Annotated in this window: 1 protein-coding gene; it reads left to right on the top strand. The window is 73.5% G+C overall.

The genetic code is table 11. The annotated features are described in order from the left end of the window. Positions 1 to 30 precede the first annotated feature (30 nt). Complete coding sequence (locus tag ACLJQZ_RS04285) at positions 31 to 15,783, top strand: SDR family NAD(P)-dependent oxidoreductase (protein ID WP_410619058.1); 15,753 nt, start codon at positions 31 to 33, stop codon at positions 15,781 to 15,783. Positions 15,784 to 15,786: the final 3 nt, after the last annotated feature.

Raw genomic sequence — 15,786 nt, 5'->3', positions numbered from 1 at the left:
AGGCCTGACATGGCGACCGAAGAAAAACTGGTGACCTACCTCAAGAAGGTCACCGCGGATCTGCACGAGACCCGGCAGCGCCTGGCCGCGGCCGAGTCGACCGGCACCGAGCCGATCGCGGTCGTGGCGATGAGCTGCCGGTACGCCGGCGGCGCCGACACGCCCGAGGCGTTGTGGCGGCTCGCGGTCGACGAGACCGACGCGATCACGCCGTTCCCCGGCGACCGCGGCTGGGACCTCGACACGATCTACGACGAGGACCCCGACCACCAGGGCACCAGCTACGTCCGAGAAGGCGGTTTCCTGGACCGAGCCACCGAGTTCGATTCGGCGTTCTTCGGCATCAGCCCGCGCGAGGCGCTGGCGATGGATCCGCAGCAGCGGCTGCTGCTGGAGACGTCCTGGGAGGTCCTCGAGCGCGCCGGGATCGATCCGGAGTCGCTGCGCGGCAGCAAGACCGGCGTGTTCGCGGGCACCAACATGCAGGACTACGCGACGCTCCTGCTGCTGGCGCGCGACGGTATGGAGGGCCACCTCGGCACCGGCAACGCGGCCAGCGTCGTCTCCGGCCGGATCGCCTACGCCCTCGGTCTGGAGGGGCCGGCGGTCACTGTGGACACTGCCTGCTCGTCCGGGCTCGTGTCGCTGCACCTGGCCGTGCAGGCCCTGCGCAACGGCGAATGCGGCCTGGCGATGGCGAGCGGCGTCGCGGTGATGTCGACGCCGGGCGCGTTCGTGGAGTTCTCGCGCCAGCGCGGGCTGGCCGTCGACGGCCGCTGCAAGGCGTTCGCCGAGGCGGCCGACGGCACCAACTGGGGTGAGGGCGTCGGCGTTCTGCTGCTGGAACGGCTTTCCGACGCGCAGCGCAACGGCCACCCGGTGCTCGCGGTCGTCCGCGGCTCGGCGGTCAACTCCGACGGCGCGTCCAACGGCCTGACCGCCCCCAACGGCCCCGCGCAGCAACGGGTGATCCGGCAGGCCGTGACGTCCGCCGGTCTCGCACTGTCCGATGTGGACGCCGTCGAGGCGCACGGCACCGGCACCGCGCTGGGCGACCCGATCGAGGCGCAGGCGCTGCTGGCCACCTACGGCCGGAACCGGCCCGCGGGACGGCCGCTGTGGCTCGGCTCGCTCAAGGCCAACATCGGCCACACGCAGTCCGCGTCGGGCATCGCCGGCGTGATCAAGATGGTCCTCGCGATGCGGCACGGCCTGCTGCCGAAAACACTGCACGTCGACGCGCCATCGTCCAAAGTGGACTGGACGGCGGGCGAGGTCGAGCTGCTCACCGAGGCCCGGCTGTGGCCGGAGACCGGTGCGCCGCGCCGGGCGGCGGTCTCGTCGTTCGGGATGAGCGGGACGAACGCGCACGTCGTGCTGGAGCAGGCGCCCGCGGTCTCGCCGCCGGCCGCGCGGCCGGCGGAAGAGCCTCGGCTGCGGCCGTGGGTGCTCTCCGCCCGTAGTGCCACGGCCCTGCGCGAACTCGCTGCGTCCCTGAGCGGTCAGCTCGAAACCGACGTCCGCCTCGACGACCTCGGCCACTCGCTGGCCGTCACGCGGACCGCGCACGAGCACCGGGCCGTGCTGATCGAGCCGGACCGCGCCGGGTTCGCCGACGCCCTGGCCGCGCTCGCCGGGGACACCGAACGTCCTGGCCAGGTCCGCGGCACGGCCTCCGACGGCAAGCTCGCGTTCCTGTTCACCGGCCAGGGCAGCCAGCGCGTCGGCGCGGGCGCCGAGCTGTACCGGACCCAGCCGGTGTACGCGGCCGCGTTCGACGAGGTCTGCGCCGCGCTGGACGTCCACCTCGACCGTCCGCTCAAGGCAGTCCTGTTCGGTGAGCGGGAGCTGCTCGACCAGACGCGGTACACCCAGCCGGCGCTGTTCGCCGTCGAGGTCGCGCTCTATCGCTTGGTCACTCACCTCGGGCTGCGGCCGCGGTTCCTGCTAGGCCACTCGGTCGGCGAGCTGGCCGCCGCGCACGTGGCCGGGGTGCTGTCCCTGGCCGACGCCGCCGAGCTGGTGACCGCACGTGGCCGGCTCATGCAGGCGCTGCCCACCGGCGGTGCGATGGTGGCTTTGCAGGCGACCGAGGCGGAGGTTTCGGTATATCTGTCAGACCGAGTGACGGTTGCGGCGGTGAACGGCCCGGCATCGACGGTCATCTCGGGTGACGAGGACGCCGTGCTGGCGGTGGTGGCGCACTTCGCCGATCGCAAGACGAAGCGGCTCGCGGTGAGCCATGCGTTTCACTCGCCGTTGATGGATCCGATGCTGGCGGAGTTCCGTGGTATAGCGGAGTCTCTGTCTTACGGTAAGACGGTTATACCGATAGTCTCGAATGTCACCGGTGAGTTGATCACCGAGTTCGACGCGGACTACTGGGTGCGGCACGTGCGTGAGGCCGTGCGGTTCGCCGATGGCATCCGCACCCTGCGCGCGAACGAGGTCGATACGTTCCTCGAGCTGGGGCCCGACGCCGTGCTGTCGGCGATGGGCGCCGCGTGCGTCGCCGACGACGCCTCCTTCAGCTCGGTGCTGCGCGCGGACCGGCCGGAGGAGCGCACACTCCTGACGGCGCTGGCCGAGGTCCACGTACGCGGCCCGGTGCCGGACTGGGCCGCGTTGCTGCCCGGTGGCCGCCGCGTCGAGCTGCCCACCTACCCCTTCCAGCGGTCCGTGTACTGGCCCGAACTCGCCACGTCCGGCCCCGGGGACCTCACCTCGGCCGGGCTGAGCTCCGTCGAGCACCCCCTGCTGGGAGCTGCGGTCGGCCTGGCCGACGGCGACGGCTTCCTCTTCACCGGAAGGCTTTCACTGCGTTCGCACCCGTGGCTGGCCGAGCACCGGGTGTCCGGCCCGGCCGTGCTGCCCGGCACCGCGTTCGTCGAGCTGGCCGTCCGCGCGGGGGACCAGGCCGGCTGCGACCACCTCGAAGAGCTGACCCTGCAGGCCCCGCTGGTCCTGCCGGAGACCGGCGGCGTCGCGGTCCAGCTCGCCCTCGGCGCGCCGGACCACGACGGCCGCCGCAACCTGACCGTCCACTCACGACTCGACGACGAGCCCTGGACCCTCCACGCTTCCGGCACCCTGGCCACCGCGAGTCCGTCCACTCAGGACGGACTCGCCGAGTGGCCCCCGGCCGACGCGGAGCAGGTCGACCTGACCGGCTTCTACGACCGGACCGCCGAACGCGGATTCGGCTACGGCCCGGTCTTCCGCGGCCTGACCGCGGCCTGGCGGCGCGGCGACGACGTGTTCGCCGAGGTCGCGCTGCCCGCCGGCACGGACGCCGCACCGTTCGGGCTGCACCCGGCGTTGCTCGACAGCGCCCTGCACGCGGTCGGGCTCGGCCGCTTCCTCACCGAGACCGGCGGCGGCAGCCTGCCCTTCGCATGGACCGACGTCCGGCTGCACGCCACCGGCGCCTCCGCGCTGCGGGTCCGGCTGAGCCGGGCCGGAACCGACGCCGTCGCGCTCACCCTGGCCGACACCGAAGGCCGTCCGGTCGCCTCGATCGGGTCCCTGGTGCTGCGGCCGGTCTCGGCCGAACAGATCGCGGCCGCGCGGACCCGGGGCCACGACAGCCTGTTCCGCGTCGACTGGACCGCCGTCCCGGCCACCCCGATGCGGCACGAGTACGTCCTGGCCGGTCCGGACGAGCTGGGTCTCGGCGGTGCTGTCGCCGAGCTGGGCGCCGACGTGCCCGAGGTGGTCGTCGCCGGGTTCGCCGGGGACGACGCGGCGGAGCGGGCCCTGGCCGTGCTCCAGAAGTTCCTGACCGATTCGCGGTTCGACGAGTCCGCGCTGGTCGTGGCCACGCGGGGCGCGGTGCCGGTCGGCGAGGCAGGCGTGGCCGACCTGGCCGCGGCGCCGGTCTGGGGCCTGGTGCGGTCCGCGCAGTCGGAGAACCCGGGCCGGTTCTTCCTGGTCGACCTGGACCTGGCCGCGGGCATCGGCGACCTGGTCGCGGCGGCCGCCACCGGCGAGCCGCAGACCGCCGTCCGCGACGGCGGCGTGCTCGCCCCGCGCCTGGCGCGGGTCGCCCGGGCGGACGAAACGCCGTCCGCGCTGGACCCGGACGGCACGGTCCTCATCACCGGCGGCACCGGTGCGCTGGGCAAGCTGTTCGCCCGGCACCTCGCCGAGCACCACGGTGTCCGGCACCTGCTGCTGGTCAGCCGCCGCGGCGCCGACGCCGACGGCGCGGCCGAGCTGGCCGCCGAGCTGGGGGACCGGGTCGCCTTCGCCGCCTGCGACGTCGCGGACCGCGACGCTCTCGCCGCGGTGCTGGCCTCGGTCCCGGCCGCGCATCCGCTGACCGCGGTCGTGCACACCGCCGGCGTGCTCGACGACGGCGTCATCTCCGCGCTCACCCCGGAGCGGCTCGCGACGGTGGCTCGCCCGAAGTCTGCCGCCGCGCTGAACCTGCACGAGCTGACCGCGGACGCCGACCTGCGCGCGTTCGTCCTGTTCTCGTCGGCGTCCGGCATCACCGGCAGCGCCGGCCAGGCCAACTACGCGGCCGCCAACACCTTCCTCGACGCCCTCGCCGCGCACCGCCGCGCCGAGGGCCTCGCCGCGACGTCACTGGCCTGGGGCCTGTGGGCGGCGGGCGGCAGCATGGCCGCGTCGCTGGACGACGCCGACCGCGCCCGGATGAGCCGCGCCGGCGTGCTCGCGCTGTCCGCCGAGCAGGGCACCGAACTGTTCGACACCGCTCTGTCCACATCGGACGCTGTCCTGGTCCCGATGCGGGTCGATCCCGCCGCGCTGCGAGCCGAGGCGGCCACCGGCGCGCTCGCGCCGATCATGCGCGGGCTGGCCGGGGTGCCCGTCCGCCGCGTGGTGGACACCGCCGCGGCCGCCTCGACGCTGGGCTCGCGGATCGCCGAGCTGTCCCCGGCCGACCGGGAAACGGCGTTGCTGGACCTGGTCCGGACGCAGGTCGCGCTGGCCCTCGGGCACGCCGACGCGGGCGAGATCGAGCCGGGCCGGGCGTTCAAGGACCTCGGGTTCGACTCGCTCACCGCGGTCGACCTGCGCAACCGGATCGCCGCGACGACCGGCCTGCGGCTGCCCGCCACCCTCGTGTTCGACCACCCGAACCCGGCCAAGGTCGCCGGCTACCTCGGCATCGAACTGACCGGCGGCCCGAGCCGCGCCCGCGTCGCCGTGACGACGTCCGGCAGCGACGAGCCGATCGCGATCGTCGCGATGAGTTGCCGCTACCCCGGCGGCATCGCGAGCCCCGAAGACCTGTGGCGGCTGGTGCTCGACGGCGGCGACGGCATCTCGCCGTTTCCCGGCGACCGCGGCTGGAACCTCGACGCGCTGCACGACGTCGACCCGGATTCCTCGGGCACGTCCTACGTCCGAGAAGGCGGTTTCCTGCACAACGCGGGTGAATTCGACCCGGCTTTCTTCGGGATCAGCCCGCGTGAGGCGCTGGCGATGGACCCGCAGCAGCGGCTGCTGCTGGAGACGTCGTGGGAGGCGTTCGAGCGCGCCGGGATCCCGGCGGAGTCCGTGCGCGGCACGCGGACCGGCGTGTTCGCCGGCGTGATGTACCACGACTACGCCTCGCGGCTGCACACGATCCCGCCCGGCGTCGAGGGCTACCTCGGCACCGGCGGGTCGAGCAGCATCGCCTCGGGCCGCGTCGCCTACACCTTCGGCCTCGAAGGCCCGGCGGTCACGGTGGACACCGCGTGCTCGTCGTCGCTGGTCGCGTTGCACTGGGCGGCCAAGGCCCTGCGCTCGGGCGAATGCGAGCTGGCGCTGGCCGGCGGGGTCACCGTGATGTCGACGCCGGGGGCGTTCGTCGAGTTCAGCAAGCAGCGCGGGCTGTCGTTCGACGGCCGGTGCAAGTCGTTCGCCGCCGCGGCGGACGGCACGGGCTGGTCCGAGGGCGCGGGCATGCTGCTGCTGGAGAAGCTGTCCGACGCGCGCCGCAACGGGCACCCGGTGCTCGCCGTGGTCCGCGGCTCGGCGCTGAACTCCGACGGCGCGTCCAACGGCCTCACCGCGCCGAGCGGGCCCGCGCAGCAGACCGTGATCCGGCAGGCGCTGGCCGAAGCGCGGCTCGCACCGTCCGATGTGGACGTCGTCGAGGCGCACGGCACCGGCACCACGCTGGGCGACCCGATCGAGGCGCAGGCACTGCTCGCGACGTACGGTGCCGAACGGACCGGTGAGCCGCTGTGGCTCGGCTCGTTCAAGTCGAACGTCGGGCACACGCAGGCCGCGGCGGGTGTCGGCGGGATCATCAAGGTCGTCATGGCGATGCGCCACGGCGTCCTTCCGCGCACGCTGCACGTCGACGAGCCGACCCCGCACGTGGACTGGGCGTCCGGCGCGGTGGAACTGCTCACCGAGCAACGGCCGTGGCCCGAGACGGGCCGGCCGCGGCGTGCGGCGGTGTCGTCGTTCGGCGTCAGCGGGACCAACGCGCACACGATCATCGAGCAGTACCCGGAACTCTCGCCCGCCGTCACACCGGCGTCGATGCCGGTGGTGCCGTGGGTGCTCTCGGCCAAGACGCCCGAGGCGCTGCGCGGTCAGGCCTCGGCGCTCTTGGACTTCGTGTCCGAGGAGAACCCCGCCGACGTCGGGTTCTCGCTGGCGACCGGGCGGGCCCGCTTCGCGCACCGCGCGGTCGTGACCGGCTCGGATGTCGCCGAGCTGCGTGCCGGGCTGGAAGCCGTCGCGCGCGGCGAGTCCGGCGCGGTGGCCGGCGGTGGGCTGGGGTACCTGTTCACCGGCCAGGGCAGCCAGCGGGCGGGGATGGGCCGGGAGCTGTACGCGGCCTACCCGGTGTTCGCGACGGCGTTCGACGAGATCGCCGCCGGTCTGGATCTCGACGGGGACGTCGACCAGACCCAGTACACGCAAGCGGCGCTGTTCGCGCTGGAAGTGGCGCTGTTCCGGCTGTTCGAGTCGTGGGGCCTGCGGCCGGATGTGCTGGTCGGCCACTCGATCGGCGAGCTGGCCGCGGCGCACGTCGCGGGTGTCCTGTCGCTGCCGGACGCGGTGAAGCTGGTGTCCGCTCGCGGCCGGTTGATGCAGGCGTTGCCGTCAGGTGGCGCGATGGTGGCCCTGCAGGCCACTGAGGCGGAAGTTTCGGTATATCTGTCAGACCGTGTGACCATTGCGGCGCTGAATGGCCTGGATTCGACCGTGATCTCGGGCGACGAGGACGCGGTGCTGGCGGTCGCGGCGCACTTCGCCGACCTGGGTCGCAAGACCAAGCGGCTGGTCGTGAGCCACGCGTTCCATTCGCCGCTGATGGACCCGATGCTCGAGGAGTTCCGCGGTATAGCGGAGTCTCTGTCATACGGTCAGTCGGTCATACCGATCATCTCGAACGTAACCGGTTCGCCGATTACGGAATTCGACGCTGACTACTGGGTGCGGCACGTGCGTGAGGCCGTGCGGTTCCTTGACGGTGTCCGCGCGGCGGCGGCCCGGGGCGTCACGACGTTCGTCGAGCTGGGTCCGGACGGCGTGTTGTCGGCGCTGGGCCAGGAGATCGTCGCGGACGCGACGTTCGTCCCGGCGCTGCGCAAGGGCCGTCTCGAGCCGCACACCGCGGTGGCGGCGCTCGGCGTGGCGCACGCGACCGGCGCTCCGGTCGACTGGGCCGCGTTGTTCGACGGCGCCCGGCGCGTCGACCTGCCCACCTACGCCTTCGAGCGCAGCTGGTTCTGGCTGCACGCCCCGGTCAGTGCTGCCGATGTCGCGGCCGCCGGCCTGGTCGCCACCGGGCACCCGCTGCTCGGCGCGGCCGTCGAACTGGCCGAGGTGGACAGTGTGCTGTTCACCGGCCGGCTGTCCGTGGCCGCTCAGCCGTGGCTGGCCGAGCACCAGGTGCACGGCGCGATAGTGCTGCCCGGCACCGCGCTGGTCGAGCTCGCCCTGCGGGCCGGCGCCGACCTCGGCTGCGCCCGGATCGAAGAGCTGACCCTGCAGCAGCCGATCGTCCTGCCCGCCGACGGCGAGGTCACGGTGCAGCTGACGCTCGGCGCCGCCATCGGCGACCGCCGGTCGCTGGCCGTGCACTCCCGGATCGGCGGCGAGCCCTGGGTCCGCAACGCGAGCGGCACCCTGACCGCCGAGTCGGCCATTCCGGCGACCGAGCTGGCGGTTCCGGTACGCCGGTCGACCGATTCCGAATCCGGAGTGGCCAACACGGCGACCGGAGCGGCCAACACAGTGCAGGCACCGGCCAACTCGGCGACCGGGACCGCCAACACAGTGCCGGGAATGGCCAACACGGCGACGGGAGCGGCCAACACGACGGAGTGGCCGCCCGCCGGGGCCGTGCCGGTCGACGTCACCGGGCTCTACGACGCGTTGTACGCCACCGGTCTCGGTTATGGCCCGGTGTTCCAGGGCCTGCGCGCGGCCTGGCGCCGCGGCGGCGAAGTGTTCGCCGAGGTCATGCTCGACGACCAGGTCGAGTCGTCGCGCTTTGGGGCGCACCCGGCCCTGCTGGACGCGGCCCTGCACGGCATCGGCCTCGGCGTCCTCGACGCCGACGATGCCCGGCTGCCCTTCTCCTGGTCGGGGGTCTCGCTGCACGCCACCGGCGCGTCCGCGCTGCGGGTGCGCCTGGCCGCAGCGGGCACCGATGCCGTCTCGATCGAGGCGACCGATCCTGCCGGGCAGCCGGTGTTCAGCGCGGACTCTCTGGTCCTGCGCCCGATCCAGGCCGCGCAGCTCGCCGGGGATCGATTGCCGCTGTACACAGTGGACTGGACCGCGGTCGCCGCCGGTGGCGAGCCGGACCCGGGCGACTACACCGTGGTGACCGACCTCGCCGAGTTGACCGACGTGCCCCCGGCCGTCGTGGTCGAAGTGTCCGATGTGGACCGGACTCTGGAACTGGCTCAGGCGTGGCTGTCCGATGAGCGGTTCGCGCGGTCCACGCTGGTCGTCGTCACGCGCGGCGCGGTCGCCGCCGGCCCGGACGACCGGATCACCGACCTCGGCGCGGCCGCGTCGATCGGCCTGATCCGCACCGCCCAGACCGAGAACCCGGGCCGGTTCACCCTGGTCGACGCCGGCGACGCCGACGTCACGCGGATCCTCGCGGCCGCCGGGAGCGGCGAGCCACAGACGGCGATCCGCGGCGGTGAGGTTCTCGCGCCACGGCTGGCCGTGGAGACCACAGGTACGCCGGTGGTGTTCCGGCCCGACGGGACCGTCCTGATCACCGGCGGCACCGGCGCGCTCGGTTCGCTGTGCGCCCGGCACCTGGTGACCGCGCACGGCGTGCGGAACCTGCTGCTGGTCAGCCGGCGCGGCACCGACACCGGACTGGGTGCCGAGCTGCGCGAGCTGGGCGCCGAGGTGACGTTCGCGGCCTGCGACGTCGCCGACCGCGACGCCCTCGAAGCGCTGCTGGCCGAACACCCGGTGACCGCCGTCGTGCACACCGCCGGTGTCCTCGACGACGGCGTGCTCGGTTCGCTGACCCCCGAACGACTCGCCGCGGTGCTCCGCCCGAAGGCGGCCGCGGCGCTCAACCTGCACGAGCTGAACGAAGACCTCGACGCGTTCGTGCTGTTCTCCTCGGCCGCCGGGATCTTCGGCGGGGCGGGTCAGGCGGCCTACGCCGCGGCCAACAGCTTCCTCGACGCACTCGCCGCGCACCGCCGTGAGCAGGGCGAACCCGCGACGTCGCTGGCCTGGGGCCTGTGGGCCGAGACAGGCGGCATGGGCGGCACCCTCGACGAGGCGGACCTGCGCCGGCTGGAGTCGTCCGGGGTCGCTGCACTGTCCACTCAGGATGGACTCCGGCTCTTCGACGCCGCTTTGGCAGCCGGATCGGCCCAGCTCGTGCCCGTCCGGCTGATGCTCGACGTCCTGCGGGCGCAGGCCGCGGCGAACGGGACGGTGCAGCCGCTGCTGCGCGGCCTCGTGCGGGCCCCCGCCCGCCGCGCCGCCGCGGTGGCCGAGCCCGGTTCGCTCGCGGCACGGCTGGCCAAGGCCGAGGACCGTGACACGTTGGTGCTCGACGTCGTCCGTGCGGAGGTCGCCGGCGTGCTCGGCCACGCCACGCCGGCCGCGATCGGCGCGCGTACCGCGTTCACCGAGCTCGGCTTCGACTCGCTGACCGCGATCGAGCTGCGCAACCGGCTCACCGCGGCCACCGGGCTGCGGCTGCCGGCGACGCTCGTCTTCGACTACCCGACCCCGGAGGTCCTGGCCGGGTTCCTCGCCGCCGAACTGCTCGGCACACAGGCGCGGGAGACGGTCGCGGCGGCGGCGTCCCATGTGGACGAACCGATCGCGATCGTCGCGATGGCCTGCCGGTACCCCGGCGGCGTCCGGTCGCCGGAGGAGCTGTGGCGTCTGGTCGAGACCGGCGGCGACGCCGTCTCGGAGTTCCCCGCCAACCGCGGCTGGGACCTCGCCTCGCTCTACGCCGAGGACCGTGGCCAGGCCGGCACGAGCTACACCCGCCACGGAGGATTCCTGCACGACGCCGACCAGTTCGATCCGGCGTTCTTCGGGATCAGCCCGCGCGAGGCGCTGACCATGGACCCGCAGCAGCGGCTGCTGCTGGAGACGTCGTGGGAGGCGTTCGAGCGGGCCGGTATCGACCCGCACGCGGTCCGCGGCAGCCGCACCGGCGTGTTCGCCGGCGTGATGTACAACGACTATTCCGCGCTGCTGCACACCGTTCCGGCCGGTGCCGAGGGGTATCTGGGCACCGGGACGTCCGGCAGTGTCGCGTCCGGCCGGGTCGCCTACACCTTCGGGCTCGAAGGCCCGGCGGTCACCGTGGACACGGCGTGTTCGTCGTCGCTGGTGGCGCTGCACCTCGCGGCGCAGGCCCTGCGGCAGGGCGAATGCGAACTGGCGCTGGCCGGCGGGGTCGCGGTGATGTCGACCCCGGCCGCGTTCATCGACTTCAGCCGCCAGCAGGGCCTGGCCGAGGACGGCCGTTGCAAGGCGTTCGCCGCCGCGGCGGACGGCACCGGCTGGTCCGAAGGCGCCGGAATGCTCCTGCTGGAAAGGCTTTCCGACGCCCGACGCAACGGACATCCGGTGCTCGCGGTCGTCCGCGGGACCGCGGTGAACTCCGACGGCGCGTCCAACGGCCTGACCGCGCCGAACGGTCCCTCGCAGCAGCGGGTGATCCGCCAGGCGCTGGCCAACGCGCGGCTCACACCGTCCGATGTGGACGCCGTCGAGGGTCATGGCACGGGCACGGTCCTCGGCGACCCGATCGAGGCGCAGGCGCTGCTCGCGACCTACGGCGCCGAGCGCACCGGCGAGCCGCTGTGGCTGGGCTCGCTGAAGTCCAACATCGGGCACAGCCAGTCGGCGGCCGGGGTGGGCGGTGTGATCAAGATGGTGCAGGCCATCCGCCACGGCGTGCTGCCGAAGACCCTGCACGTCGACGAGCCGTCGCCGCACATCGACTGGTCGGCCGGTGCGGTCGAGCTGCTCACCGAGCAGCGGTCGTGGCCGGAGACCGGGCGGCCGCGCCGGGCGGCGGTGTCGTCGTTCGGGTTCAGCGGAACCAACGCTCACACGATCATCGAGCAGGTCCCGGTCGCGGCGGAGCCGCCGGCCGCGGACGCGGCCGGGCCGCACCCGTGGGTGCTCTCGGCGCGCGAGCCGCAGGCCCTGCGGGACCAGGCGCAGCGGCTCCGAGCCCACCTCGACGCTCACCCGGAGTTCGGCCTGGCCGAGATCGGCCGGGCGCTGACGGACACGCGGGCGTCGTTCGACCACCGCGCGGCCGTCGTCGCAGCCGACCGGGACGGCTTCCGCGCCGGGCTGGGCGTATTGGCCCGCGGTGAGCACACACCGTCCGTCGTGGAGGGTGAGGTGACGACCGGCGGCCTGGCCGTGCTTTTCACCGGGCAGGGTAGCCAGCGGGCCGGGATGGGCCGCGAGCTGTACGAAACTTATCCGGTGTTCGCGGCCGCATTGGACGCCGTGTGCGCGGAGTTCGACGGTCCGCTGCGGACGGTCGTCTTCGAGGACGCGGCCGCTCTCGACCGGACGGAGTACACGCAGCCCGCGCTGTTCGCACTGGAAGTCGCGCTGTACCGGCTGTTCGAGGATTGGGGGATGCGGCCGGGTCACCTGCTCGGCCATTCGGTCGGCGAGATCGCCGCCGCCCACGTGGCGGGAGTCTTGTCGCTGGCGGACGCGGTGAAGCTGGTCGCAGCCCGCGGCCGGCTCATGCAAGCGCTGCCCGAGGGCGGCGCGATGGTCGCCGTCCAGGCCACCGAGGCGGAGGTTTCGGTATATCTGTCTGACCGTATGACCGCCGCTGCGCGGGGCGGGTCGGAGTTGACGGTATATCCGTCTGACAGTGTGACCGTCGCTAAACCTAGCGATCTGGCTTTGACGGTATATCGGTATGACCGTATGACCGTCGCTGAGCCGAACGACTCGGAGTCGATGGTATATCAGTCAGACGGTATGACCGTCGCTGCGCCGAACACGTCGGAGTCGACGGTATATCAGTCAGACCGTGTGACCATTGCCGCGCTGAACGGCCCGAACTCGACGGTGATCTCCGGCGATGAGGGCGCGGTCCTGGCGGCTACGGCACACTTCGCCGACCTGGGTCGGAAGACCAAGCGGCTGGTCGTGAGTCACGCGTTCCACTCGCCGCTGATGGAGCCGATGCTCGAAGAGTTCCGGGGTATAGCGGAGTCTCTGTCTTACAGTAAGTCGGTTATACCGATCGTCTCGAATGTCACCGGGCAACTGGTGACGGAGTTCGACGCGGGCTACTGGATGCGGCACGTGCGTGAGGCCGTCCGGTTCACCGACGGTGTGCGGGCGCTGGCCGCGCAGGGCGTCTCGACGTTCCTCGAGCTGGGACCGGACGCCGTGCTGACGGCGATGGCCCAGGAAAGCGCCACCGGCACCTTCGTGAGCGCGCTGCGCTCGGGTCGGCCCGAGCCGCTCACCGCGGTCACCGCGCTGGGCACGCTTCAGGTGCGCGGGCACGTCACCCGGCCGTTCGGCCCGGCAACGACCCGGCCGGTCCCGCTGCCGACGTACGCCTTCCAGCGCCAGAGCTTCTGGCCGTCGGCGGGCGCGCCGAGGCCGGGCGACGCGAGCGCGTTCGGCCTCGCCCCCGGTGGCCACCCGCTGCTCGGCGCGACCGTCGCGCTGGCCGGGGGCGAAGGACTCGTCGCGACCGGCGTGCTCTCGACGCGGACCCACCCGTGGCTCGCCGACCACGCCGTCCAGGGCGTGATCCTGTTGCCGGGCACCGCTTTCGTCGAGCTCGCGCTGCGGGCCGGCGACCAGGCGGGCTGCCCGCGGATCGAGGAGCTGACCCTGGAGGCGCCGCTGATCCTGTCCGAGCAGGGCGGGGTCGCGGTGCAGGTCGGCGTCGGCGCGCCGGACGCGTCCGGCCGTCGCCCGGTGACCGTCCACTCGCGACCGGAGAGCACCGAGGACCCCTGGACGCGGCACGCGGCCGGGACACTCACCCCCGAGCCGGGACCGGCCGCCGCGGACCTCGAGTCCTGGCCGCCGGAAGCCGAGCAGGTGCCCCTAGACGGCTGGTACGAGGCACTGGCCGGCGCCGGGTTCGGTTACGGCCCGGCGTTCCAGGGCCTGCGGGCCGCCTGGCGGCGCGACGGCGAAGTCTTCGCCGAAGTCGAGCTCGCCGAGGAAGCCACCGGGTTCGGGCTGCACCCCGCCCTGCTCGACGCCGCGCTCCACGCGGTCGGGCTCGGCACACTGGTCGAGGACACCGGCACCGGCCGCCTGCCGTTCTCCTTCGCCGGGGTCGGGCTGCACGCCACCGGGGCGTCGCGGCTGCGTGTGCGGCTGAGCGGTGCGGGTCGTGACGCGGTCAAACTGGATATCGCGGACGCCACCGGCGCGCCGGTCGCCACGATCGACGCCCTGGTGCTCCGCCCGGCCGGGCGGCTCGCACCGGCCCGCTCGGGGTCGCTGTTCCAGCTGGGCTGGTCCAGCGTCCCGCTGGCCGCGCAGCGGCCCGGCACCTGGGCGATCGCCGGCGACGACCCCGCGCTGGCGGATGCCCTGCGAGCGAGTGGCGTCGAAGTCCGCGAATACGAGGACTTCCTCTCCGCGACCGACGACGATGCCGCGGCGCCGGAAGTCCTGGTGCTGCCGTGCGAAGCGGGCCCGGCCGACGCCGGCGCGGTACGGCTGGCCGTCTTCCGCGCACTGGCCCAGGCCCAGGCCGCATTGGCCGACGACCGCCTGCTGGACACCAAGATCGTGTTCCGGACCCGGTACGCGGCCGGCCCGGACGTCGACGACCTCGCGAACGCCGCGGTCTGGGGCCTGCTGCGGTCCGCGCAGTCGGAATACCCGGACCGTCTGGTGCTGGTGGACGTCGATGACCAGGACGCGTCGCTGCGCGCTCTGCCCGCCGCGCTGGCCACCGGCGAGCCGCAGCTGATGCTCCGCCGGGGCGTGGCGAGCGCGCCGCGACTGGCACGTGCCGAGACCGCGAGCGAGGGGCTCGCGTCCCTCGACCCGGCCGGAACGGTGCTGGTCACCGGGGCCACCGGTGCGCTGGGCGGGCTGTTCGCCCGGCACCTGATCACGGCGTACGGCGTGCGGAACCTGCTGCTGGTCAGCCGCCGCGGCACCGACACGGGGCTCGGCGCCGAGCTGCGCGAGCTGGGCGCCGAGGTGACGTTCGCGGCCTGCGACGTCGCCGATCGCGACGCCGTGGCGGCGCTGCTGGCCGAACATCCGGTGTCCGCGGTCGTGCACACCGCCGGTGTCCTCGACGACTGCACGTTCGCCGGGCTCGACCCCGACCGCCTCGACGTCGTGCTGCGGCCGAAGGTCGACGCCGCGCTGAACCTGCACGAGCTGGCCGGGGACGTCGACGCGTTCGTCCTCTTCTCCTCGGCGGCGGGCACGATGGGCAATGCCGGCCAAGCGAACTACGCGGCGGCAAACGCTTTCCTCGACGCGCTGGCGGCGTACCGACGGGCCCAGGGCTTGCCGGCGACGTCGCTGGCCTGGGGTCTCTGGGCGACCGAGGGCGGCGGTATGGGCGCCGACGCCGACGTCAAGCGGATGTCCCGCGGCGGTGTGGCCGCGCTGACCGAAGACGAAGGCCTGGCGCTGTTCGACGCCGCGCTGGCGTCCGGTGAATCCGCGTTCGTGCCGATGCGGCTCGACACCGGGCTGGTCCAGGCCCGCGCGGCGACGCACGGGGTGCCCGCGGTGCTGCGCGGCCTGGTCCGGACGCCGGCCCGCCGGGCGGTGGCCGAGGCCGATCCGGCGGCCGCGGTGCTCGCCGCACTATCCGGAGTGGACGGTGCGGACCGGGTCGCGCTGCTGCTGGACCTGGTTCGCTCCCAGGCCGCGGCCGTGCTCGGGCACAGCGGACCGGAGGCGATCGTCCCGGCCCGCGGGTTCCTCGAGCAGGGGTTCGACTCGCTGACCGCGCTGGAGCTGCGCAACCGCATCGCTACCGCGACCGGCCTGCGGCTGCCCGCGACGCTGCTGTTCGACCACCCGAGTCCGGACGTCCTCGCCGCGCACCTGGGCGGCGAGCTGGGGGCCGTCGGAGAGGCCGGCCCGGCGCCGGTGCTCGCCGAGCTGGGCCGCCTGGAGACCGCACTCGGGGACGCGCTGACCGGGCTGGACGACGACGCCCGCGCCGGGCTCGCCGTCCGGCTGCAGGCGCTGCTCGGCCGGTGCGCACCCGCGGCCACTGTGGACGAATCGGTCTCGCGGCTCGGCTCGGCCAGCGACGACGAGATCTTCGACTTCATCGACAACCAACTCGGCATCTGAACG

Source organism: Amycolatopsis sp. cmx-8-4 (assembly GCF_046548675.1).
In the GTDB taxonomy this organism is placed as follows: domain Bacteria; phylum Actinomycetota; class Actinomycetes; order Mycobacteriales; family Pseudonocardiaceae; genus Amycolatopsis.
Note: the sequence above shows the minus strand (reverse complement) of the source record. Positions and strands in the feature narration are given on the sequence as shown.